The sequence below is a fragment of the Leucobacter sp. USHLN154 genome, assembly GCF_037145595.1.
GTDB classification, from domain to species: domain Bacteria; phylum Actinomycetota; class Actinomycetes; order Actinomycetales; family Microbacteriaceae; genus Leucobacter; species Leucobacter alluvii.
In genome coordinates this window covers 1-22,788 of record NZ_JBBCXF010000009.1, presented here as the reverse complement: position 1 = coordinate 22,788, position 22,788 = coordinate 1, and the positions used below count along the sequence as shown (strand labels likewise).

Here is a 22,788-nt window from a genome sequence, read left to right as displayed (position 1 = left end):
TTCTGCAATACGGGCGATGCTAGCATGCGATGCATCCGATGCCAAGGAGAACGGGGAGAAGCCGACGATGCACGCCACCGCAGCAGCTCATGCGGTACTCGCGCGCCTGCTCGATGCGATCACCTCGCACGCGCCAGAGCTCGGCTCCCGTGCACGGATCGCCGCAGGCATCGAGGAGCTCGGAGACGAGTCGCCGATCACGTCGGCGCCCGCCAGTCTCGTGGTCGAAGCGCGCTGCGCCGCAGAGGTCCAGACGGCGGTCGCCCTCGCCGCCCGGCACGGTCTTCCCGTGGTGCCGCGGGGCGGCAGAACCGGGCTCGTCGGCGGCGCCGTCCCGGTCGTGCCATCCCTCGTGATCGACGTCTCCGGCATCCGCTCCATCCACGAACTCGACATCGCCGGCCGCTACGCGCACCTTGGTCCGGGGCTCACCGTTGCAGAAGTCGGCGAGATGCTCGCACCGCACGGCATGTTCTACCCTCCCGACCCAGCAAGCGTCTCCCGAGCGACACTCGGGGGCACGGTGGCGACCAATGCGGGCGGCTTGCGGTGCGTGAAGTACGGGGTGACCGAGCGGTGGATCCGCTCACTCGACGTCGTGCTCGCAGACGGGCGGCTCGTCACTGTAGGGCATCGCGTCATCAAGGACGTCACCGGCCTGGACCTCACGCACCTCATGATCGGATCGGAGGGCACGCTCGGCGTCATCGTCGGCGTCGGCATCACCTTCTGCCCGATCCCCGTCGAATCCCGCCTCGCGCTCGCAGCCCTCGGCTCGGCGAACGAAGCGATCGCCCTTGCGGGCCGCGTGCTCGACACCCTGACGCCGAGCATGTGCGAGCTGCTCGACGCGGGCGCGCTCCTGGCGCGAGACACCGGGCCCCTCTCGCCGCTGCTCGGCCCGGTCTCGGAGTGGGGCGCCGACCCGACGCTGCTCATGATCGAGGTGGACGGCTCGGCCGTCGAAACGGAGCACGCAGCGCTCATGGACCTGCTCGCAGCCGCCGGCGCACGCACGCACACGGTGTCGCCGGACGATCTCGACGGCGTGCTCTCGGTGCGCCGCGGAGGATCAGCCGTGCGTTCCGCAGGCACCCCTCCGACGGCCGAGGCGCTCGTCAGCGCATCGGGCGCCCGGCCCGTTCTGCCGCAGGACGTCTCCGTGCCGCTCCCCCGCCTGGCGGAAGCCGTGGCCGGCATCCGCTCGATCGCCTCGGGGTTCGAACGCACCGGCAGCAGGATCGCAGCCCACCTCGGAGACGGGAACCTGCACGTACTGCTCGTCGACGAAGTCGGCGACGCGGATCACGACGAGGCGCGCGAGCGATTGCAGACGGCGATGGCGGCGATCGTCGACACGGTGCTGTCGCTCGGCGGCACCGTCTCCGGCGAGCACGGCATCGGCTCGCTGAAGCGCGCGTACGCAGCGCTCGACCTCGGCGAGGACGTCATGGAGATGCACCGCAGCATCAAACTGGCACTCGATCCGCACTCGCTCATGAATCCCGGAACCGCGTTCTGACATCCCACCAGCAAGGAGCATCGTGACCACAGCAGCAGCATCTCTCATCCGCATTCCCGAAGACACGGGGGCGGCGCTCTCCGCTCACACGACGGTCATCGGGGATCTCGCCTTCACCACCGCGATTCCCGTCGACGCGAACGGGGAGGTCACCGGGGACATCGACGCGCAGAGCCGGCGCGTGCTCGCGCGCCTCGAGGCCAAGCTCGCCGCGGTCGGATCCGGGCTCGACCGCATCGCCCACCTCACCATCCACCTGTGCGACATCCCGGCGAACCGCGATGCGTTCAACGCCGTCTACCGAGAGATGATGCCGGAGGGCGCCCGCCCGGTGCGCTGCCTCGTGGGGGTCGCCGCGCTTGCACGGCCGGAGATGCTCGTCGAGGTCACCGCGATCGCGGCAGCGCGGGCTCGCTGAGCAGCGCGGCGCCAAGAGGGCCCGCACGCAGCAGCGCCCGCCGCCCCGGTCGGGGCGGCGGGCGCTGCTGTTTCGAATTACTCGCCGACGTACCCGTCGGCCACGTTCAGCGCCTCGTCGATGATGTCGAGACCCTTCACGAGATCTTCCTCCGAGATGATCAGCGGAGGAGCCACCTGCAGTCGGTTGCCCGCCGCGAACGGCCAGAGACCAGCCTGCTTGCACGCCGCGACCACCGCGTTGAACGGAGCGGCCGCCTCACCCGCCGCGTTGAACGGGATGAGCGGTTCGCGGGTGTCGGGATCCTTCACCAGCTCGATCGCCCAGAACAGCCCGGTGCCGCGCACTTCGCCGACCGAGGGATGCTTCTCCGCGATCTCGCGCAGGCGGGGCCCGACGACGCGCTCTCCGAGGTCGCGCACGCGCTCGAGAATGCCCTCCTCCTCGAAGATGTCGAAGGTCGCAACGCCGACAGCCGCGCCCAGCGGGTGTCCGCTGTAGGTGAGCCCGCCGGGGAACGGCTTCTGGTCGAAGGTCTGGTGCACGGCCTCCGAGATGACGACGCCGCCCAGCGGCACGTAGCCCGAGTTCACGCCCTTCGCGAAGGTCACGAGGTCGGGGTGCACGTCGAACGCCTGGAAGGCGAACCAGTGGCCCGTGCGACCGAAACCGGCCATGACCTCATCGGCGATGAGCAGGATGCCGAACTCGTCGCAGAGGGCGCGCACGCCCGCGAGGTAGCCGGGCGTCGGGATGAGGATGCCGTTCGTGCCGGTCACGCTCTCGAGGATGATCGCCGCGATGGTCGCGGGCCCCTCGAGCTCGATCGTCGCACGCAGGTGCGCGAGCGCCCGCTCCGTCTCCTGCTCCGGCGTCTCCGAGTAGAAGACCGAGCGGTAGGGGTAGGGCCCGTGGAAGTGGACGACGCCGGCGTCGAGCGTGCCGTTCGCCCAGCGGCGCGGCTCGCCCGTCAGCGTGATCGCCGTCGACGTCGACCCGTGGTACGACCGGTACCGGGCGAGCACCTTCTGGCGCCCCGTGTGGTGGCGGGCCATGCGCACTGCGTACTCCACAGCATCAGCGCCGCCGTTGGTGAAGAACACCGACCGGGCGCCCTCGAAGGAGTGCTCGACGATGCGCTTGGCGAGCTCGCCGCGCACGTCGTTCGCCATGGCGGGCTGGATGGTCGCGAGGCGGCCGGCCTGATCCTGGATCGCCTTGACGAGCCCCGGGTGCTGGTGGCCGAGGTTCAGGTTGACGAGCTGCGACGAGAAGTCGAGGTATTCGGTGCCGTCGTAGTCCCAGAACCGGACGCCCTCGCCCTTCGCGATCGGCAGCGGGTTGATCGCGCCCTGCGCCGACCACGAGTGGAAGACGTACTGGCGATCGTTCTCGCGCACCTCGCGCTGCGCCTCGGTGTCGCCGAAGCTCTGCTCGGCGCCGTTGAGGTCGATGTAGTCGCTCATGAAGAACCGCTCCTTAGTGGTTGCTCGGGAAGCCGAGGTCGATCTTCGACTGGTCGGGGTTCGGCCAGCGCGTGGTGACGACCTTCGAGCGCGTGTAGAAGTTGATCGACTCGGGGCCGTAGATGTGCGAGTCGCCGAAGAGCGAGTCCTTCCAGCCGCCGAAGGAGAAGGCGCCGACGGGCACCGGAATCGGCACGTTGATGCCGACCATGCCGGCCTCGACCTCGAACTCGAACTGACGAGCGGCACCGCCGTCGCGGGTGAAGATCGCGGTGCCGTTGCCGAACTGGTGCGAGTTGATGAGCTCGAGGCCCTCCTCGTAGCTGTCGACGCGCACGATGGCGAGCACCGGCCCGAAGATCTCCTCCAGGTACACCTTGCTGTCGGTCTTGACGTGGTCGATCAGCGAGACGCCGGTGAAGAATCCGTCGCCCTCGAACTGCGCCTGACGGCCGTCGACGACGACGGTCGCCCCCTCGGCCTCTGCTCCGGCGACGTATCCCTCGACGCGCTCCTTGGCCTCGCGGGTGATGAGGGGTCCCATTTCAGATGCGGGATCCGTGCCGTTGCCGATCGTGAGGTTCGCGATGCGGCTGGTGAGCTCGGGGATGAGGCGATCCGCCACGTCGCCGACCGCGACGACGACCGAGACCGCCATGCAGCGCTCGCCGGCGGAACCGTACGCCGCGGAGATCGCGGCGTCTGCGGTGACGTTGATGTCCGCGTCGGGCATGACGAGCATGTGGTTCTTCGCACCGCCCAGCGCCTGCACGCGCTTGCCGTTGGCGGCTGCGCGCTCGTAGATGTACTTGGCGATGGGGGTGGAGCCAACGAAGGAGACGGCCTTCACGTCGCTGCTGTCGAGCAGGGTGTCGACCGCGACCTTGTCGCCGTGGACCACGTTGAGCACACCGTCCGGCAGGCCGGCCTCGCGGAAGAGATCCGCGATGAAGACCGAGGCCGAGGGGTCGCGCTCGGAGGGCTTCAGCACGACGGTGTTGCCGCAGGCGATGGCGCTCGCGATCATCCAGAGCGGCACCATTACCGGGAAGTTGAAGGGGGTGATCGCTGCGACGACGCCCACCGGCTGCTTGATGGAGTGCACGTCGACGCCGGTCGAGACCTGCTCGTCGCGCTCGCCCTTGAGCAGGTGGAGCAGCCCCGATGCGAACTCGACGTTCTCGAGGCCGCGCGCGATCTCGCCTGCAGCGTCCGAGAGCACCTTGCCGTGCTCGCTGGTGACGATCGCAGCCAGTTCCGGGGTGCGCTGCTTGAGCAGCTGACGCAGGTTGAAGAAGACGTCTGCGCGCTTCGTGAGGCTCGTCCGGCGCCACTTCGGCAGCGCTTCCTGCGCCGCTGCGATGGCCTGCTCGACGGTCTCGACCGACGCGATGCTCAGTTCGTGCTGCGCTTCGCCCGTCGCCGGGTTGTACACCGGCTGGGTGCGCTCCGCGGTGTCGACCTTTTCGCCGCCGATGACGTGGGGGATGCGTGCCATGCGTTCGCCTGCTTTCTGCTGAGTGCACCCGCGTCCGCGTGTGCCGCTGTGTGAGTGATCACCGCGTTCCGGGCAATCTGTTCGGAATCCAGGACTCCGCCACGACCCAGTGTGACAGCACCGCTCGTCGTGATCGACCGCATTCCATCCACGATTTCGCTCACTCCCGTACAATCTGTTCGATATGACAGAGACACGGACGGACGCGACCCCGGTGACGGTCGCGGATGCGCTCGCGCTTCCCGAGCTGCATGCCGGCGCCCCCGAGCTCGTCGCGGGCCGCGCAGGGCTCGATCGCTCGATTCGCTGGGCGCACGTCGTCGCGGGCGCCGGCGCCATCGCACTGCTGGAGGGCGGCGAGCTGATCCTCACGACCGGGGCCGGATGGCCGACCGATCACGACGCACTCGACATTCTCGCCCGGTCGGTGGTCGCGGCCGACCCGGCAGCCGCCATCCTCGAGCTCGGAGCCCACTTCGACGCCGCGCCGGCCGAGCTCGCGAGCGCGTGCGAGCGCCACGCCATCCCGCTGATCGTGCTGCGCCGCGAAGTGCGATTCGTGCAGATCACGCAGCGCGTGCATCAGCGCGTGCTCGCGGCGCAGACGGAAGCGCTCGCGGCGCGCGCGGATGTGCACACGATGCTCACGGAGCTCGGCTTGAATCGCAGCCCGGTCGATTACGTCGTCGAGCGTCTCGCCGAGACCCTCGACGCTCCGGTCGTGCTCGAGGATTCCGCTGGCCGCGTGGTCGCCTGGGCCGGGGGCGAGCTCTTCCCCCAGGCGGCGCTCGCCCCGTGGGCCGCGACGCGTCCGGACGCGCTGCCCGCGGGCGCCGATTCCGTCGCCGTCGAGGCGCAGGGAAAGCGGTGGGGCCGCCTCTCCGCACTCCCCGGGCCGCCGCACGCAGCCGGTCGACGCACCGTGCTCGAACTCGGAGCGTTCGCGCTCGCGCTCGGCAAGCTCGCCGACCCCGACGGGGAGCAGTGGTTGCGATTGAGCTCCAAGCGCCTCTTCGACGCTCTCCTCAACGGTCGCTACCGCAGTGACACCGAACTCGCGACGCAGCTCGCGGCTGCCGGTCTCCCGATCGACGGGCGAGTGCTGCTCGGCGCGACTCTGCGCGGCACCGAGGATTTCGGCGGTCACTCCTCGCTCGAACGCGCCGTGCTCGAGACGGCGCTGCGACGCGCGGTCGCTCCGGAGGGCCGCGTGATCCTCGTCCCCGATCCGACCGACGACGCGGCGCCCTCTGCTGGTTCCCGCACCTCCGCAGGCGAACACGATCGCACTCCGCTGCTCGCGCTCCTCTCGTTTCCCGCCGACGACCCCCGCATCTCGGCTGTCGCCGAGTCGGGATCCGCACCGCCGCTCGCCGTCCGGCTGGCGCGCGAACTCGACATGCTCATCCCTTCCCCGACGCCCCCGGGGTGGCGCGCGCACCTCGGTCTCGGCGCCTCCGGCCGAGGCGTCCGCTCGCTCATCACGTCGCTCGAACGCGTGCGGGCCGCCGGGCGTCTGAGACCGACTGCCGCGGCCGGCAGAGTCACCGTGCAGCAGGCCGAACGGCAGGCGCTCGCCTACCTCGTGCGCGGACTGTCGGCGACGCCGGAGGTGCAGGAGTTCGCCTCCGAAGCCCTCGGCCCCCTCATCGCGCATGATTCCGGCTCCGGGCCCGGGCACAGCGGCGATCTCCTGCTCGTGCTGCGGGCGTATCTCGCGCACCCGACGAATCGCTCGCTCGCCGCGCAGCGCGCGAGGTTATCGCGATCCGTCTTCTACCAGCGCCTCGCACTCATCGAAGAGCTGCTCGGCGTCGATCTCGCCGACGGCACGACGATCGCGGCGCTCACCGTCGCGCTGCTCGCGCGCAGCGACTAACCGAGCGCGACCGCCTCAGCCGCGCCACAGGCCGGGGTATTCGTGCCCGAGTTCGATGACGAGCCGGCGCAGCGCCGGGAGCGAGAGCCCGATCACGCAGCTCGGAGCCCCTTCGATGCGCTCGATGAACGCTCCGGCGAGGCCGTCGATCGCGAAGCCGCCTGCGAGTTCGAGCGGTTCTCCCGTAGCGACGTAGGCTTCGAGCTCGGCATCGGCGAGGTCGCTCGCCAGTGTCACGGTCGCCGTGTCGACCGCGCCGGCCGCGGCTCTCGTCGCCCCCGCGGTGCAGTCGATGAGCCAGTGCCCCGAATGGAGCACGCCGGTGCGTCCGCGATGCTGCTTCGACCGTGCGAGCGCGACTTCTGGCCGGTGCGGCTTGCCGAGGATCTCGTCGTCGAGCAAGAACATCGAATCACCGCCGAGCACAAGGCCATCGATCTCGCCCGTGCCGTCGGGCCCGTGACGGCGCGCCACGTCCTCGGCCTTGAGCCGGCCCAGGTGCTCGGTGAGCTCGGGGGCCGTGAGCGCCCTGCCGAGTTCCGCCTCGCGGGCGGCGACCTCGGCCTCCTCATCGACGTCGGGGGCGAAGCACACCGGCTCGATGCCCGCGCCGCGGAGCACGGAGAGTCGGGCGGGTGAGGTGGACGCGAGATAGAGACGCATGCCCTGCAGTTTAGAGCTCGCGCCGGTCGCATCCGCGGCGCGAGCCGAGGCCCGCCGGTGGGCGCACCACCGGCGATGACCGTCGCGCAGGGGATCTCCAGGGCGCCCTGCCAATTCCCGAGATACGCACTGTACACACTCAGATCCCCTGCATACACTGCGGAGGGAGGAAGGAATCGGCCGCTGGAAGCCCGAGGCGCCGCGTGGGAGCGGACCCGAGGGCTGATATACGTGCGCGCGCTACACCAGCACCTTCGGCGACGACAACCCCCTATTCGATGTGCCCGGAACCGACGTACCTTGTGCTCATGGGGATGCACCGTGCCTCCCCGTGAACGGAAGGAGTTCTCATGGGTTTCCTCGGATTTTTGCTGCTTGGGCTGATCGCAGGGGCTATCGCGAAGGCCATCCTGCCGGGTCGTCAGGGCGGCGGCTGGATTGCCACCCTTATCCTGGGCGTCATCGGCGCACTCGTCGGGGGCTGGCTCGGTAGCCTGCTCTTCGGCGCTGACCTCGGTGAGTTCTTCTCAATCGAGACCTGGCTGGTCGCAATCGGCGGCGCAATCGTCGTGCTGCTGATCTGGGGCCTGATCACCGGTCGCAAGGGCAACCGCGCGGCGTAATTCCGCCGCAGCATGGCGGCGCGCACGCGCCGCGGCACGAGGTCGGCCTCGCGCAATGGGAGAATGAAGGCATGACTGCATTGCACAGCTCAGCCCCGCTCGAACCCGGCGCAGAGGTCGACCTCGTCGTTACAGGCATCGCTCACGGCGGTGTCGGTGTCGCGCGTCATGAGGGTCGCGTCGTCTTCGTGGCTGACGCCATCCCGGGCGAACGCGTCCGGGCCCTCGTGACCGACGCGAAGAAGAAGTCGTTCGCTCGCGCGACGGCCGTCGAGGTGCTCGACGCCTCAGCCGATCGCCGTGAGCACATCTGGGCCGAAGCCTCGATCTCCCGAGCTCCAGAGGATCGCGCAGGCGGCGCGGAGTTCGGCCACATCTCACTCGAACGCCAACGATCGCTCAAAGCCGAAGTCCTCGCGGATGCGATGAGCCGCTTCGGCGGCGTCGAGTTCGCGACCGAGGGCGACGATGATCTGGCCAGCGCACTCGCCGAGATCGTCGAACCGCCCCCGTCGTTCATCGACGAAGAGACCGACGAACCAGAGGCCGATACGGGTCTCGGCTATCGCACGCGCGTGCGCTTGCACGTGGATCCCGAGACCGGGGCCGTCGGCCCGTACGCTGCGCGCAGCCGTCGCGTGATCCCCGTCGAGTCCCTGCCGCTCGCCACCGAGGGCGTCAACCAGATCGCGCCGCTCGCCGACCTCATGCCGGGCGTCGAGACCGTCGATCTCGTCGACCCGTCGGGCGACGATCCGCGCATGCTCCTCACGCTCAGCGGGGAGAGGCAGCGCTCCGGCGCGAGCGATCCGATCCACGAGTGGGTGGAGGATCGCGGATTCCTCGTGCGCGCCGGAGGGTTCTGGCAGGTGCACCGCGCGGCACCGGCGGTGCTCTTCACGGCCGTGCGCGATGCCGTCTCCGATCTCATCGCCGACGGTCGATTCGAGCCGGGAGCCGGCAACCTCGACCTGTACGGCGGTGCGGGGCTGCTCGCCGCTGCCGTTGCCGAGGCCGCTGGAACCGGTGTGAAGATCGCGACGGTCGAGTCGGATGCCGCCGCGACCGAGGATGCTGCAGAGAATCTGTCATCCCTCGTCGGCGCACTCGCGCACACCGCCAGGGTCGATCGGCACCTCGCGGACCTGCTGAAGGCGTCAGCACCGGTGCGAGATCGCCTGCGGCGCGGAACCGTCGTGCTCGACCCGCCCCGCTCCGGCGCGGGCAACGGCGTGACCGCGCAGCTCGTCGAACTCTCACCGATGAACATCGTCTACGTGGCCTGCGACCCCGTGTCCCTCGCCCGCGACACGAGATCTTTGCGCGACGCCGGCTACGAACTGACCGGACTCCGGGCCTTCGATATCTTCCCGCACACGCATCACTTCGAGTCGCTGGCGGTCTTCCAGCGAGCCTGACCGCCGTCGCGCACCCGGGCATCCGCTCGACCGCAACCGCGCTGAAATCGTTCGCTGCGATCATGGGAACATGACAACGGCGTTCACACTGGTGCAGCTCTCCTATTTCAGCGCGGTCGCGCGCCTCGAGAACATGACGGCGGCGGCCTCCGAGCTGAGCGTGACGCAGTCGACGCTGTCGAGCGCCATCTCGCAGCTCGAGCGCGAGCTCGCCGTCGAGCTCTTCACGCGCGACCGAGGGCGCGGGCTGCAGCTGACGCCGGCCGGGCGGGCGCTGCTCGCTCGCGGCCCCGCGCTCCTCGAGGAAGCCGAGATGCTCGCGACGTCCGTGCGTTCGGCAAGCGAAGCGCTCTCCGGCGAGCTGACGGTCGGCATCTACGCTCCGCTCGCCCCGTTCCGAGCCCCCGAGATTCTCGACCGGTTCGAGGCCGCGTACCCCGACGTGCAGCTCACCTTCTTCGAGGGCGACCAGGGCAGCCTGCAGGAGGCGCTGCACGACGGCCGCTGCGAGGTGGCGCTGATGTACGACCTCGGCGTGGACGACCGATTCGCGCGCACCGTCATCGACCGTGTGCCGCCGCACGTCATCGTGCCCGAAGCGCGAGCGCAGGCGCTCGCGGGGCGATCCGTCGTGAGCCTGCGCGAGTTCGCCGCAGATCCCTTCATCCTCCTCAATCTGCCGCACACCGGCGACTACTACCTGCGCCTCTTCAGGCAGCTCGGCCTCGAACCGCGCATCAGGCACGTCTCGCTCGGATACGAGACCGTGCGCTCGTACGTCGCCCGCGGTCACGGGTACTCGATCCTGAACCAGTGGCTCGACCAGAGCCTGACGTACTCGGGCAAACGCGTCGTCCCGCTCCGGCTCTCCGACGAGTTTCCTCCCACCGAAGTCTCGCTGGTGCAGCGACGCGACATCTCCTCGACGCGCAAGGCGCAGGCCTTCATCGAAGTGTGCCGGGACATCTACCAGGGTCGTGCGCAGACATCGACTCCATCGATCGGCGGCAACGAAACTTCCCATTAGACGCGGCTTGCTCGGTCTTCGAGGATTGGGGCACCCGGTCACCCACGCTGCGGCGAACTGACCCGGCCGGGACATCCATGGAGGACGCAATGACGCTGAATTCCGACCCAGCCCGCCCCGTCGCGACCGAGCGCGCATCAGAACACGCCACCGCCCTGCCCCCGACCGACCCGGTCAATCTGCCGACCGGCCCCCTTCCCGTCTCGGAACGCCGGCAGCTCGACAAGAAGCGCCTCCGCGTGCTGCTCGCCGGCAGCGTCGGCCAGTTCATCGAGTTCTACGATTTCAGTCTCTACGGCCTGTCCGCGCTCACGCTCGCGACCCTGTTCTTCCCGAGCGACAACCCCGCCGTCGGCCTGCTCTCGACGTTCGCGGCCTTCGGCGTCGCGTTCTTCATCCGCCCGCTCGGCGGCCTGTTCTTCGGAGCCATCGGTGATCGCTACGGACGACGCCCGGTGCTCTACATCACCCTGCTGACCATCGGCGTCGCCACCGCCGGCATCGGCCTCCTGCCCACCTACGCTCAGATCGGCGTCGCCGCGCCGATCCTGCTCGTACTCTGCCGACTGCTGCAGGGGTTCTCGGCGGGCGGCGAATCGGTCGGTGCGCCAGCGTTCGTCTTCGAGCACGCCCCGAAGCATCGCCGCGGGCTGTGGCTCAACATCACCCTCGCAGCGACCGCGCTGCCCTCCGTCATCGGCGGGGCGCTGATCTTGACGCTGTCGCAGAGCCTGCCGGCCGACGCGTTCGAAGGTTGGGGCTGGCGAGTGCCGTTCCTGCTCGCGCTGCCGCTCGCGGCATTCGGGCTCTGGATCCGCTCGCGCACGGACGAGTCGGAGGCGTTCAAGGAGGTGCAGGCCGAGCAGCAGCAGAGCGAGGAACGACTGACTCCCATCCGCGACGCGTTCCGCGAGAACTGGCTGAAGATGCTCCAGGTCATCATGGTCATGGGCCTCACCGCGATGGGGTTCTACTTCCTCTCCGGCTACTTCGTCTCGTACGTGCAGACGGCGGGCGACCTCTCTCGCGAGAGCTCGTTGCTCGCCAATGCCGCTGCGATGCTGCTCTACGCGCTGCTCCTTCCGGTGGGCGGGATCATCGGCGACCGCGTCGGCCGCAAGCCGATGCTGATCGCCGGAGCCGCCATCATCGCCGTGATCGCCGTGCCTGCGTTCATGCTCGTGACGTCAGGATCACTGCCCCTCGCGATTCTCGGCCAGTTCCTGTTCGTCGGCGCCGTCTGCGTCTACGGCGGCGGGTGCTACACCTTCTTCGTCGAGATCTTCACGACCCGCACGCGCTTCACGTCGGCGGCCGTGAGCTACAACGTCGGCTACGCCATCTTCGGCGGCACCGCGCCGTTCATCGGCACGTGGCTGGTCGAGACCACCGGCTTCGGCGCGAGCCCTGGCATCTACATGGCGGCGGCGGCCGCCATCGTGTTCCTCGTGCTCGTGCTCACACGAATTCCCGAAACCCACCCGCTGAAACGGAAGCCCGCGACAGGAGTTGCCCGATGACCGACACCGCGTTCCTCGAAGATTTTCACGCCGTTTCCCGGATCGGCGCGACGCCGGCGAACGGCGTCGACCGCCAAGCCGCGACCCCCGCCGACCGCGAAACCCGCGAGTGGTTCCGCGCCTTCGCCGAGCGCCGCGGCTGGGAGACCCGCGTCGACGGCATCGGCAACCAGTTCGCGCTCGTCGAGCTCGTCCCCGGAGCGCCCTACGTGCTCCTGGGGTCGCACCTCGACTCCCAGCCCCTCGGAGGCCGGTTCGACGGCGCGTACGGCGTCATCGCCGGCCTGCACGCAGCGGCGCGGATCGCGGACCGGGCCGCAGCCTCCCCGGCAGCCGGTTCCACCGGCCCCGCTTACAACGTCGCCGTGGTCAACTGGTTCAACGAAGAAGGCGGACGTTTCGCCCCGTCCATCATGGGGAGCTCCGTGTTCGCCGGCATCAAGCGCGAAGACGAGATGCTCGAGGTGCGGGATCTGGGGGGCACGTCGGTGCGCGAGGCGCTCGCCGGCATCGGCTACCTCGGCACCGATGCGCGACCGGAGATCGCTTCGTACGCGGAGATCCACATCGAGCAGGGCCGCATTCTCGAGCGCGACGGCATTCCCATCGGCGCGGTGGATCGCAGCTGGTACACGCAGAAGCTCGACGTCGAAGTGCTCGGAGAGCAGTCGCACACCGGTGCGACTGCCATGGCGGATCGGCACGATGCGCTGCTGGGGGCCGCGAAGGTGATCGCCAAAGTGCACGAGGTCACCGAGCACTTCGAGCCGGAAACCCTCGTGTCCTCGGTGGGGCAATTGACTCTGGAGCCGAACTCCCCCATCGTCGTGGCCCGCCGAGTGCACCTGGTCGCCGACCTCCGAGCCGACGACGCCGACGTGGTGCTCGCCGCACGCGACCGTCTGCTCGCCGACATCGCCGATATCGCCGACACCTACGGTCTGAGGATCACCGCCCGCGACTTCGATGTGCGCGACAACCAGCACTACCCGGAATCCGGCCTGGCACTCGCCGAAGCCGCCGCCGCCGAACTCGGGCTCGGCGCCCGCCGCATCCGCACCATGGCCGGGCACGACTCGGTCGCGATGAACCGCATCGCACCGACGGTGATGCTCTTCATCCCGTCGGTCGACGGCGTCAGCCACTGCGAGCGCGAGTACACCCGGGACGAAGACATGATCGACGGCGTCGCGATGCTGGCCGAGGTCGGCTGGCGACTGGTGCACGGAGCGCTGCAGGCGGAGCTCGTCGCGGCCCCGGCCTCCGCGCCTGCGAACGCGTGAGTGGACGGAGCACGACCATGGCACCGACCGCTCTCGGCCGAGATCTCGATCTCGCATACATCGACGCGCACACCGCCAGGCGACGCTTCATCAGCGGCGACCTCACGCCGAGCGAGCTGCTCGAGGCGACGCTCGCCCGCATCGAGGAGGTGAACGGCGACGCGACGCACGGCGGCGTCAACGCCTTCACCGAGGTGCTCGCCGACTCCGCGCGGAAGGCGGCGCGAGCGGCTGACGCGGCGTACGCGGCCGCGGCGCCGGGCGATGCGCTCCCCCCGCTCCTCGGGGTTCCCATCGCGACGAAGGAGAAGCACGGGATCGCGGGACGCTCCCTTGTGCAGGGCCTCGAAGCGTGCCGTGGCGCCGTCGCCGACGCGCACCACCCCGTTGTTGAGCGGATCCTCGCCGCGGGAGGCGTGATCCACGGTCGCACGACCTCGCCCGAGTTCTCATGCGCGACCACGACGCACTCGCCCATGTGGGGAGTGACGCGCAACCCGTGGAACCTCGATGCCACTCCCGGCGGTTCGTCTGGTGGCGCCGGAGCGGCGCTCGCCGCCGGCATGGCGGTGCTCGCCACTGCCTCCGACATCACGGGGAGCACCCGCATTCCGGCAGGGTTCACGGGCACCGTCGGATACAAGGCCCCGTACGGCCGCATTCCCGCGATCCCACCGCTCTCCGCCGATTGGTACCGCGGCGACGGGCCCATGGCCCGCACGGTGGCCGACGCTGCGTTGCTCGCCGAGGTGATGAGCGGCCGCCACATCGCCGACCACGGCTCCTGGGGGCGCCAGGGCGATGGCGAGCTCGTCGCAGCACTCCGGGGCGCCGAGGGCGCCCGCGGGCTGCGCGTGGGACTCTCGCTGACGCTGGGCGACTATCCGGTCGCTCCCTCGGTCCGGGTGCAGACGCTGCGCGCAGCCCGGGCCCTGGAAGCTGCGGGCGCCGACGTCGTCGAGGTCGCGCTGCCCTGGTCCACCGAACGGTTGCGCCGCACGGCGTTCGTTCACTTCGGCCACATTCTCGGGCCGGCGATGGCGCAGCTCACCGCGGGTACCGAATCACAACTCGCCGCGTACACTCGCCGGTTCATCGCCGACGCGGAGCGGGCCGCGACCGGGGTGAGCCTGCCCGACTCGCTCGCGCTCGACGCGGCGGTGCAGGCCGAACTCGCCGCAGCCATGGACGGCCTCGACGTGCTGCTGACCCCGACGCAGGCCGTGGAGATGCTCGACGCCGACGGCGATTACCTCGACGGCATCGACGTCCCGGATGGTGATGGCTCCACCCGGCACCTCGAGCACTACTGGGAGGCGCACCTCACCAGCCCGTTCAACATTGCGAACCGGGTGCCCGTGCTCTCCGTACCCGCAGGAGTCTCGCCGTCGGGAGTGCCGATCGGCGTGCAGATCGTCGGCCACCCATTCGCCGAGGCGTCGGTGTTCCGAGCAGGGTCGGCGATCGCGGAGCTCGTCACGATGCCGCCCTACCCGCGGGCGATCGGGTGACCCCCGGCTCCCGCCCCTACGGCGCGACGACCCGGACGACGCCCTGCATCTCGGGGTGGATCGAGCAGAGGTAGGCGTACTCGCCCTCCTCCGAGAACTGGTGCGTGTAGCTGCCCTCGACGAGGAGCTCGCTCACGAAACTGCGATCCTCAGAGACGACATCGTGCTCGTTCGGCCCGACGAACTCCCACCGCACCGCCTGACCCGGGGCGATCTCGACCTCGGCCGGCTCGTACCGGTTGTCGGAGACCGTGACGGTCACCTCGGCCTGCACGTCGTCATCCGAGGCCACCGGCTCCGGCGAACCCACCGGAGCGCACGCGGCGAGCAGCACGGCGGCGGCCCCGCCGAGAACCCCCGCGGCCCCGCTCAGCAGGCGTCGCCGTGAGATATCGTGCGTCATGGCGCGCCCCGATCAGTGCTGGTGCAGCGCGCGGGCCGCATCGGTGATCGCGCCGGTCATCGACGGGTAGACGGCGAAGGCCGAGGCCACCTGATCGACGGTGAGCCGGTGCTCGACGGCGAGCGCGAGCGGGAAGATCAGCTCGCTGGCGCGGTGAGCAACGACCACCCCGCCGATGACGGTGCCAGACGCCTTCCACGCGAACAGCTTCACGAAGCCGTCAGTGAACCCGATCATCTTCGCCCGCGGGTTCACGCTCAGGGGAATGGTGTGCGAGATGGCCTTCGCGACATCGGATGCCTCGGCGAGCGAATTCTCATTCCACCCGACCGTCGCGATCTCGGGATAGGTGAAGACGTTCGCGGCGACGTTGCGCAGATCGATCGGGCGCACGAAGTCGCCCAGCGCGTGCATGATCGCCGTGCGACCCTGCATCGACGCGACCGACGCGAGCGGGAAGAAGTCGGTGCAGTCGCCTGCCGCGTAGATCGAGGGCACGTTCGTGCGCGCGACCTTGTTCACGCGGATGTGGCCGCTGTCGGTCAACGAGACGCCAGCCTCGGCGAGGCCGAGACCCGCAGTGTTCGGGATCGAGCCGACCGCCATGAGGCAGTGCGTCGCCTCGATGGTGCGCCCGTCTTCGAGTTCGACGAGCACGCCGTTCTCGGTGCGGGTGACGGAGGTGGCGCGCGACTTCGACATCACCTGCATGCCCAGCCGGGTGAACTCGCGCTCGATCACGCCCGCGGCGTCACGGTCCTCGCCGGGAAGCACCTGATCGCGGCTCGAGACGAGCGTCACCTCCGAACCGAGGGTGCGGTAGGCGTTCGCGAACTCGGCGCCGGTCACACCCGAGCCGACCACGACGAGGTGCTCGGGCACGCTCGGCAGATCGTAGAGCTGCTTCCACGTCAGAATGCGCTCGCCGTCCGGCTTCGCCGAATCGAGTTCGCGCGGGCTCGAGCCGACGGAGACGACGATGGTGTCGGCCTCGATGCGATCGAAATCAGTGCCGCCCCCGCCGGCAGCCGTCGAGATCACGACGGCGTTCGGGCCGTCGAGACGCCCCTCGCCCTGCACCACGCGCACGCCGGCGTCTTCGAGCGAGCGCAGCATGTCGACTGATTGCGCCCCGGCCATGGCGAGGAGACGCTTGTTGACCGCCGCGAGATTGACGGCGATCTCCGGGCGGACCGGCTTTCCGTCGCCACCGGGGACGAACGCCTGCACGCCGAGCTTGCCGGAGTCGCGCACGCTCTGCGCCGCGCTCGCGGTGGCGATGAGGCTCTTCGACGGGACGACATCGGTGAGCACCGCAGCTCCGCCGACACCGGCTCTCTCGATCAGGATCACTTCCGCCCCGAGCTGGGCTCCGGCGAGTGCCGCTTCATAGCCCCCGGGGCCTCCGCCGACTATCGCGATCCGATGCTTACGTTCATTCGCTTTCGCCATAGTGCAAGTCTACGCAGCCGCGCGGCACGGGGCCGCCGATCAACCGGGGCTACTCGCCGCGCTGGCACTCCGAACGGCATTCGCGCTCGCAGTAGCCGGGCCAGCGCTTCTCGAGCCGCCGATCCAGTCCCATCCAGTAGGTCTGCATGACGGAGCTCGTGCGGGCGCCCATCCACAGCTGGATGTTGCGCACGGCCTCTCCATCGGCCCACAGCCACTCGTCGAACCAGGCATCCACCGCGCCCGCGAGCGCCTCGCCGCGTCGTCGGCCGAGACCGGGCCGGGTGCTCTGCTCGCGCTGCTCGCGGCACAACCAGGTCACGCCGACGTTCGGCGGCGCCGGGAGATCCTCGATCTGGATCTCGGAGAAGACCTCGACGAACACGCGCCCGTACGCCGTCTCGGGAAGGCCGCGCAGCCACTCGCCGAGCTGCGGCAGGTCAGATGCATCCCCCGCTGCCAGTACGCAGTCGATGCCCTCGGGATCGACGACCGAGACCGCCTCGGGGAAATCGAATGGTTCGGAGATGTTCACGTCTTCATCTTAGGGCGTCCTAACCTTGATCGGAAGATCTCACAGCGAATTCGACGCCCCGCGACGAGCGCACCCGGCGGTGGTCATCGCGAGTCACGTGGCCGACCGCGCATGAGCGTTCGTTTAGGATCGACAGTTGCGAGCCTGCACGCGCGAAGGAATCACATCCGCCGCATGCGCACGCGCCGTCACCATACGATGAAGTTGGAAGGACCGCCACACATGACGAGGATCGACTCCTCCCCAGCAACCGCGTTCGACGGCATCACGGGCAAGGATTCGATCGGAGGCGGCATCCCGATTCCGACGCTCCGCTCGCGCACCGCCTACGCCCCCGCCGCCCTCGAACGAGACCCGGGGATGCCGGCATCGTCGTGGCGGTTGCGGAGCGACGCGTGGGAGTACCTCCGCTTCGCAGTGAAACGGCTCGCCACAGAATCCGACACCGCCGACGCACTCGCCGCCGACGGGGAGGTGCACCGCAACCTGCGCGCACTCGAAACGATCGAGCTCTACTGGGCGGGGTTCGGTCAACGCTACGTCGCGGCGATCGGGGAACTGCTCGAAGCCGGAGACTACCGCACGGCGCTCGACCGCATCGGACGCGTGGTGAACCGGCTGCGGCACGACACCGTGCCCGACGAGCCCCGCGACGAGTTCCTCGACGAGCAGGAGCGCGCAGAATTCACCATCGACTCCGACCCGAGGCCGCGGTTCGAGGTGCTCGTCGTCGATGAGACGACGACCCAGGATCGAGACGGTCTGCGCACGGAGGCGCTGCGCCTGCGCGGCCCCGCCGACGACTTCGTCTACGACTACGTCGTCGTGCCCTCTGCCGACGACGCCGTCGCGGCCGTGCTCACCAACCCGAACATCCTCGCCTGCGTCGTGCGCCCCGGGTTCAGCGAGCACACCCGGCAGAAGCTGAGCCGAGATCTGCAGGAGGCGATCCGCCTCGCCCGCGCCGAGGTCGTGCCGGGCGCCGCGCCGGCGCGGAGCTCGCTCGCCTCGGTGCAGCGCGTGCTGGGTCTCGCCGATACGCTCGCCGCGATCCGCCCCGAACTCGACCTCTACCTGATCGCTGGAGCGCACATCGAGGATCTCGCCGGCGCGCTCACCCGGCGCTTCCGCCGCGTGTTTCGGCGGGAGGATCAGCTCGAACTCCATCTGACGCTGCTGCGGCGCGTCTCCCACCTCTACGACACCCCGTTCTTCTCGGCCATCCAGGACCACGCACGGCGCCCCGTCGGCGTCTTCCACGCCCTGCCCGTCGCCCGCGGCGGCTCGGTCGTCGGGTCGAAGTGGATCCGCGACCTCGCGGACTTCTACGGCCTGAACCTGCTGCTCGCCGAGACGTCGGCCACGTCGGGCGGACTCGACTCGCTGCTCGCCCCGACCGGCGCGATCAAGAAGGCGCAGGACCTCGCCGCCCGCGCGTACGGGGCGAAGCACACCTTCTTCGTGACGAACGGCACCTCGACCGCGAACAAGATCGTGCACCAGGCCCTCATGGCCCCGAACGACGTCGTGCTCGTGGACCGCAACTGCCACAAGTCGCACCACCACGCCGTGATGCTGACCGGCGCGCGCCCCGCATATCTCGAGGCCTACCCCCTGAACGATTTCGCCTTCTACGGCGCGGTGCCCATCGACCGGATCAAGCAGCTCCTGCTCGACTACCGCGCCCAGGGCCGCCTCGACGAGGTCCGCATGATCACGCTCACCAACTGCACCTTCGACGGCATCGTGTACGACCCCGAGCGCGTGATGGCCGAATGCCTCGCGATCAAACCCGATCTCGTGTTCCTGTGGGACGAGGCCTGGTTCGCCTTCGCAGCGTTCCACCCCGTGACCCGGCGGCGCACCGCGATGGCGGCAGCGAAACGCCTCGAGCAGCAGCTCGGCACCTCGGCGCACGCCGCCGCATATCGCGCCCAGCGGGAACGGCTGTTCCCCTCGGGCGGCGAGACCCCCGGCGCCCCCGCCGCCGACGACGTCTGGCTCGCGGAGCGCCTGATCCCCGCGCCCGACGCGCGCATCCGCGTGTACGCGACGCAGTCGACGCACAAGACGCTGACCGCCCTCCGGCAGGGATCGATGATCCACGTCTACGACCAGGACTGGGTGCGCGACGCCGAGGAGGCGTTCCACGAGGCGTACATGACGCACACGTCGACGTCGCCGAACTATCAGATCCTCGCATCGCTCGACATCGGGCGTCGGCAGGTGGAGCTCGAAGGGTTCGAGCTCGTGCAGCGCCAGCTCGATCTCGCGACCAGCCTGTCTCAGGCGATCGCTCGGCACCCGCTGCTCCGCCGCACCTTCCGGGTGCTCACCGCGCACGACCTCGTGCCAGCAGCCAACCGCGATGCCGGGCGCCCGATGCCGCTGCGCGACGGGCTCGCATCGATGTGGCAGGCATGGGCGACCGACGAGTTCGTCGTCGATCCGTCGCGCATCACCATCGAGATCAGCCGCACCGGCGTCGATGGCGACACCTTCAAGCACGAGCACCTCATGGACCGATACGGCATCCAGGTCAACAAGACGAGCCGCAACACGGTGCTGTTCATGACGAACATCGGCACCTCCCGCAGCGCGATCGCCTACCTCATCGAAGTGCTCGTGAAGCTCGCCGAGCGCTTCGAAGAGGCCAGGGCGCAGGAGGATCCCGACGTTCTCGTCACCGAAGAGACGCTGATGCCGCCGCTGCCCGATTTCAGCGCGTTCTCGCAGCGCTACGCCACCGACGGGGTGCTGCCCGACGGCGACATGCGCGCAGCGTTCTTCCGGGGGCAGCAGCGCGGCGCCGTCGAGCACGTCTCCCCCGCCGAGCTCGCCGAGCGGGTCGGGCGAGGCGAGCAGCCCGTCTCGGCCGGATTCGTCACGCCGTACCCGCCCGGCTTTCCCGTGCTCGTCCCAGGTCAGGTCATCTCGGCCGAGGTGCTCGATTTCATGGCCGTGCTCGACACGCGTGAGATCCACGGCTACGACGCCCGCCGCGGGTACCGCGTCCTCCGCCCGGAAGCGTGAACGGCGTCGGCGGCCGAGCGTTCAGGCGCTCTAAGCTGGAGCGCATGAGCGCCGCAACGTCCCATACCCCCGCCGCCCTGGCCGCTGAAGCCGCCTCCGCCATCGCCCGGTTGACCGGCGTGGAACGGCACGACATCGCCCTGACTCTCGGCAGCGGGTGGGGCAAAGCCGCCGATGTGATCGGGGAGACCGTCGCGGTCGTGCCCGCGGAGGAGGTGCCCGGCTTCCACGTCTCCGGCGTGCCCGGCCACTCGGGCACGCTCAGGTCCATCCGGCTCGCGAGCGGCAAGCACGCCCTGATCATCGGTGCGCGCACACACTATTACGAGGGGCGCGGCGTCCGCACCGTCGTGCACGGCGTCCGCACCGCGGCCGCGGCGGGGGCCGAGATCATGATCCTGACCAACGGCGCCGGCGGCGTCGATCCCGCGTTCCGCGCGGGCGAGCCCGTCCTCATCAGCGACCACCTCAACCTCACCGCCGTCTCCCCCATCGAGGGCGCGAACTTCGTCGACCTCACCGACCTCTACGCGTCGCGCTTGCGAGACATCGCCCGGTCCGTCGAGCCGGGCCTGCAGCAGGGGGTGTACGTGCAGCTGCCAGGGCCGCACTACGAGACGCCGGCCGAGATCCACTACCTGCGCACGATCGGCGGTCAGATCGTCGGCATGTCGACCGCGCTCGAGGCGATCGCCGCCCGCGAGGCTGGGATGCAGGTGCTCGGGTTCTCGCTCATCACGAACCCGGCCGCCGGCATGGGGGATCCGCTGAGCCACGCCGAGGTGCTCGCCGAGGGCAGGGCCGCCGAGCCCCGCCTCGCCGATCTGCTCACACGCGTCGTCGCGGAGCTGTAGGCGCGCCGCCCGCTGCGCGCAGCTCAGCGCGCCGCCACTCTCAGCGGGCCGCCACTCACTTCAGCCGGGTCACTTGTGGCGTGTGTCGACGCCGACCACATGTCCGACACCCTCCGAAAGTGACCCCGGTCCGCGGGAACGGGCGCGCCGCCACTCACTTCAGCATGAGGCCGCGGCAGCTCGAGCGCCGCTAGGATCGGGGCAACGAGCACTCGAGGAGGAGCGCATGGAGTCGGTCGACGTCGTCGTCATCGGAGCGGGGTTCGCGGGGCTGATCGCGGCAAGAGAGCTGAGCGCCGCCGGGCTCAGCGTGGTGGTGCTCGAGGCACGTGATCGCGTGGGCGGGCGCACCTGGACGGATCACCGCTTCGGGCACGATCTCGAGCTCGGCGGCACCTGGGTGCACTGGGTGCAGCCGCACACGTGGGCCGAGATGACCCGCTACGGGCGCGACATCGAGCGCAGCCCCAGCGCCGAGGAGGCGTTCTGGCTCGGCGCCGACGGCGTCTCCCGAACGGGCTCCATCGCCGAGTTCATGGCACTCGTCGACGATGGGCAGCAGGGCATCATCGACGATGCGCGAGAGGCGATCCCGCGCGGCGTCGATCCGACGACGGGCCGCATTGCGCAGCTCGACAGCCTCACGGTGCAGGATCGCATCGACTCCCTCGACCTCACGCCGGAGGCACGGGCGGCGAACGAATCGGTGTGGGTCGGGCACGTCAACGCCCCGCTCGATCAGGTGGGCCTGTCGAGCGCTCTGCGCTGGGTCGCAGCCACGGGCGGGCACTGGCAGCTCATGCACGAGGCGTCGGCGACCTACCGCGTCGTCGGCGGCATGAGCGCATTCACGGCCGCGATCGCCGCAGACGTGCGCGGCGAGATCCGGTTCGGTGCCACCGTTGCCGCGGTGGAGAGCGATGCCGATGCGGCGAGCGTCGAGCTGGTGGACGGCTCGCGGATCCGCGCTCGTCGCCTCGTCTCCACGCTTCCGGCGAATGCCATCTCGACGATCGATTTCCGCCCACCGCTGCCCGATGCGTGGCAGCGGCTCTCGGCAGAGCGCGTCGCTTCGCAGGGCACGAAGGCGTGGATCAGGGCACGTGGTCATGTCACGCGGTTCTTCGCGTACGCGAGTCAGCACGACCCGCTCTCGGTACTCAAAGCCGAGTACTACGGCGCAGACGCAGACGGCGACTACACGCTGCTCGTGGGATTCGGCCCGGATCACACGCGCCTCGACCTCGACGACGTCGCCGCCGTGCAGGCCGCCGTCGATGTCTTGCGGCCAGGCATCGAGGTGACCGGCGCGACCGGGCACGACTGGATGGCCGATCCGCTCTCGCAGAACACGTGGATGACGCATCGCCCGGGGCAGCTCACCCGGGACCTCATCGAGTTGCAGCGACCGCACGGCGCCGTGCACTTCGCGACGACCGACAACGCGAATCTGTGGGGCGGCTTCGTCGACGGCGCGATCGAGAGCGGCTTGCGTGAGTCGAGGCGCATCCAGGCGGATCTCGCCTAGCCCCGACGCCCGCAGCACCCCGAAAACCGCAGCGGGGTCACTCTTCGTGCGTGTCATGGAAGCCTGCGCGTCACCGCCGCAATCGCCGAACTGCTCGGACTCGTCGCACCGCGATCGCTCCCGTTGCCGATCCTCGGCCTGACCGCAGCGCAGCG

General features: G+C 69.6%; 18 protein-coding genes and 1 pseudogene. 13 read left to right on the top strand and 6 right to left on the bottom strand.

Features of this window, described 5'->3' with window-relative positions; all coding sequences use genetic code 11:
- Window positions 1-1,522 (top strand): FAD-binding oxidoreductase (locus tag WFH23_RS14050; protein WP_336662986.1); only part of this gene is annotated, 1,522 nt, incomplete at its 5' end.
- A 22-nt stretch (window positions 1,523-1,544) separates the two neighbouring features.
- Window positions 1,545-1,940: a RidA family protein gene (locus WFH23_RS14045; RefSeq protein WP_218054693.1), complete on the top strand. Its 396-nt coding sequence runs from the start codon at window positions 1,545-1,547 to the stop codon at window positions 1,938-1,940.
- Between the two features lie 77 nt (window positions 1,941-2,017).
- On the opposite strand, the gene WFH23_RS14040 is transcribed toward WFH23_RS14045, so the two are convergent.
- Together WFH23_RS14040 and WFH23_RS14035 are read right to left on the bottom strand one after the other, a co-directional pair.
- Window positions 2,018-3,406 carry an aspartate aminotransferase family protein gene (locus WFH23_RS14040; protein ID WP_336662985.1) on the bottom strand — a complete coding sequence of 463 codons (1,389 nt, stop codon included), beginning with the start codon at window positions 3,404-3,406 and terminating at the stop codon, window positions 2,018-2,020.
- 13 nt (window positions 3,407-3,419) lie between these two features.
- Window positions 3,420-4,904 carry a CoA-acylating methylmalonate-semialdehyde dehydrogenase gene (locus WFH23_RS14035; protein ID WP_200330151.1) on the bottom strand — a complete coding sequence of 495 codons (1,485 nt, stop codon included), beginning with the start codon at window positions 4,902-4,904 and terminating at the stop codon, window positions 3,420-3,422.
- A 184-nt stretch (window positions 4,905-5,088) separates the two neighbouring features.
- Between WFH23_RS14035 and WFH23_RS14030 the strand changes: the two genes are divergently transcribed.
- Window positions 5,089-6,783 (top strand): PucR family transcriptional regulator, encoded by a 1,695-nt coding sequence (locus WFH23_RS14030; RefSeq protein ID WP_336662984.1) that lies wholly within the window; start codon window positions 5,089-5,091, stop codon window positions 6,781-6,783.
- 15 nt (window positions 6,784-6,798) lie between these two features.
- Here the strand turns inward: WFH23_RS14030 and WFH23_RS14025 are convergent, their stop codons facing one another.
- Window positions 6,799-7,446, bottom strand: coding sequence for a Maf family protein (locus tag WFH23_RS14025; protein ID WP_336662983.1), 648 nt, complete (start codon window positions 7,444-7,446; stop codon window positions 6,799-6,801).
- Window positions 7,447-7,796: 350 nt separating this feature from the next.
- Between WFH23_RS14025 and WFH23_RS14020 the strand changes: the two genes are divergently transcribed.
- The 6 genes from WFH23_RS14020 (at window position 7,797) to WFH23_RS13995 (ending at window position 14,828) form a co-directional block, all read left to right on the top strand.
- Entirely contained in the window at window positions 7,797-8,069 is a 273-nt protein-coding gene (locus WFH23_RS14020) for a GlsB/YeaQ/YmgE family stress response membrane protein (RefSeq protein ID WP_090146600.1), read from the top strand.
- Window positions 8,070-8,140: 71 nt separating this feature from the next.
- A complete protein-coding gene (locus WFH23_RS14015; RefSeq protein WP_090146599.1) occupies window positions 8,141-9,487 on the top strand; it encodes a TRAM domain-containing protein in 1,347 nt (448 codons plus the stop codon).
- A 70-nt stretch (window positions 9,488-9,557) separates the two neighbouring features.
- On the top strand, window positions 9,558-10,514 hold the full coding sequence (locus WFH23_RS14010; protein WP_336662982.1) for a LysR family transcriptional regulator: 957 nt from the start codon (window positions 9,558-9,560) through the stop codon (window positions 10,512-10,514).
- Between the two features lie 89 nt (window positions 10,515-10,603).
- Complete coding sequence (locus WFH23_RS14005) at window positions 10,604-12,034, top strand: MFS transporter (RefSeq protein WP_336662981.1); 1,431 nt, start codon at window positions 10,604-10,606, stop codon at window positions 12,032-12,034.
- Window positions 12,031-13,317, top strand: a complete 1,287-nt coding sequence (locus tag WFH23_RS14000; RefSeq protein WP_336662980.1) for a M20 family metallo-hydrolase — start codon at window positions 12,031-12,033, stop codon at window positions 13,315-13,317. Before WFH23_RS14005 ends, WFH23_RS14000 begins: the two co-directional genes overlap by 4 nt.
- Before the next feature lie 17 nt (window positions 13,318-13,334).
- Complete coding sequence (locus tag WFH23_RS13995; RefSeq protein WP_336662979.1) at window positions 13,335-14,828, top strand: amidase; 1,494 nt, start codon at window positions 13,335-13,337, stop codon at window positions 14,826-14,828.
- A gap of 16 nt (window positions 14,829-14,844) precedes the next feature.
- Here the strand turns inward: WFH23_RS13995 and WFH23_RS13990 are convergent, their stop codons facing one another.
- Genes WFH23_RS13990 through WFH23_RS13980 form a run of 3 tightly spaced genes read right to left on the bottom strand, consistent with a single transcriptional unit; the run spans window position 14,845 to window position 17,218 of the window.
- Entirely contained in the window at window positions 14,845-15,231 is a 387-nt protein-coding gene (locus WFH23_RS13990; protein ID WP_336662978.1) for a cupredoxin domain-containing protein, read from the bottom strand.
- Window positions 15,232-15,243: 12 nt separating this feature from the next.
- Window positions 15,244-16,683, bottom strand: a complete 1,440-nt coding sequence (locus tag WFH23_RS13985) for an NAD(P)H-quinone dehydrogenase (RefSeq protein ID WP_090146593.1) — start codon at window positions 16,681-16,683, stop codon at window positions 15,244-15,246.
- 49 nt (window positions 16,684-16,732) lie between these two features.
- A complete protein-coding gene (locus tag WFH23_RS13980; protein ID WP_090146592.1) occupies window positions 16,733-17,218 on the bottom strand; it encodes an SIP domain-containing protein in 486 nt (161 codons plus the stop codon).
- A 222-nt stretch (window positions 17,219-17,440) separates the two neighbouring features.
- On the opposite strand from WFH23_RS13980, the gene WFH23_RS13975 reads away from it, so the two are divergent.
- The 4 genes and pseudogenes from WFH23_RS13975 to WFH23_RS13960 form a co-directional block, all read left to right on the top strand.
- A complete protein-coding gene (locus tag WFH23_RS13975; protein ID WP_200330163.1) occupies window positions 17,441-20,251 on the top strand; it encodes an aminotransferase class I/II-fold pyridoxal phosphate-dependent enzyme in 2,811 nt (936 codons plus the stop codon).
- A gap of 44 nt (window positions 20,252-20,295) precedes the next feature.
- The gene (locus WFH23_RS13970) at window positions 20,296-21,105 is read left to right on the top strand and encodes a purine-nucleoside phosphorylase (protein WP_336662977.1); all 810 of its coding nucleotides are present in this window, start codon (window positions 20,296-20,298) and stop codon (window positions 21,103-21,105) included.
- A 226-nt stretch (window positions 21,106-21,331) separates the two neighbouring features.
- A complete protein-coding gene (locus tag WFH23_RS13965; protein ID WP_336662976.1) occupies window positions 21,332-22,633 on the top strand; it encodes a flavin monoamine oxidase family protein in 1,302 nt (433 codons plus the stop codon).
- Between the two features lie 57 nt (window positions 22,634-22,690).
- Window positions 22,691-22,788: pseudogene (locus WFH23_RS13960) on the top strand (dihydrodipicolinate synthase family protein); the annotation flags it as partial.

Excerpts from the sequence above, each read along its gene's own strand:
- WFH23_RS13990 (WP_336662978.1), bottom strand. The coding sequence starts at position 15,231 with ATGACGCACGATATCTCACGGCGACGCCTGCTGAGCGGGGCCGCGGGG.
- WFH23_RS13975 (WP_200330163.1), top strand. The coding sequence starts at position 17,441 with ATGACGAGGATCGACTCCTCCCCAGCAACCGCGTTCGACGGCATCACG.
- WFH23_RS13970 (WP_336662977.1), top strand. The coding sequence starts at position 20,296 with ATGAGCGCCGCAACGTCCCATACCCCCGCCGCCCTGGCCGCTGAAGCC.
- WFH23_RS14020 (WP_090146600.1), top strand. The coding sequence starts at position 7,797 with ATGGGTTTCCTCGGATTTTTGCTGCTTGGGCTGATCGCAGGGGCTATC.
- WFH23_RS14030 (WP_336662984.1), top strand. The coding sequence starts at position 5,089 with ATGACAGAGACACGGACGGACGCGACCCCGGTGACGGTCGCGGATGCG.
- WFH23_RS13965 (WP_336662976.1), top strand. The coding sequence starts at position 21,332 with ATGGAGTCGGTCGACGTCGTCGTCATCGGAGCGGGGTTCGCGGGGCTG.
- WFH23_RS14035 (WP_200330151.1), bottom strand. The coding sequence starts at position 4,904 with ATGGCACGCATCCCCCACGTCATCGGCGGCGAAAAGGTCGACACCGCG.
- WFH23_RS14005 (WP_336662981.1), top strand. The coding sequence starts at position 10,604 with ATGACGCTGAATTCCGACCCAGCCCGCCCCGTCGCGACCGAGCGCGCA.
- WFH23_RS14000 (WP_336662980.1), top strand. The coding sequence starts at position 12,031 with ATGACCGACACCGCGTTCCTCGAAGATTTTCACGCCGTTTCCCGGATC.
- WFH23_RS14040 (WP_336662985.1), bottom strand. The coding sequence starts at position 3,406 with ATGAGCGACTACATCGACCTCAACGGCGCCGAGCAGAGCTTCGGCGAC.
- WFH23_RS14025 (WP_336662983.1), bottom strand. The coding sequence starts at position 7,446 with ATGCGTCTCTATCTCGCGTCCACCTCACCCGCCCGACTCTCCGTGCTC.
- WFH23_RS13985 (WP_090146593.1), bottom strand. The coding sequence starts at position 16,683 with ATGGCGAAAGCGAATGAACGTAAGCATCGGATCGCGATAGTCGGCGGA.
- WFH23_RS14010 (WP_336662982.1), top strand. The coding sequence starts at position 9,558 with ATGACAACGGCGTTCACACTGGTGCAGCTCTCCTATTTCAGCGCGGTC.
- WFH23_RS14015 (WP_090146599.1), top strand. The coding sequence starts at position 8,141 with ATGACTGCATTGCACAGCTCAGCCCCGCTCGAACCCGGCGCAGAGGTC.
- WFH23_RS13995 (WP_336662979.1), top strand. The coding sequence starts at position 13,335 with ATGGCACCGACCGCTCTCGGCCGAGATCTCGATCTCGCATACATCGAC.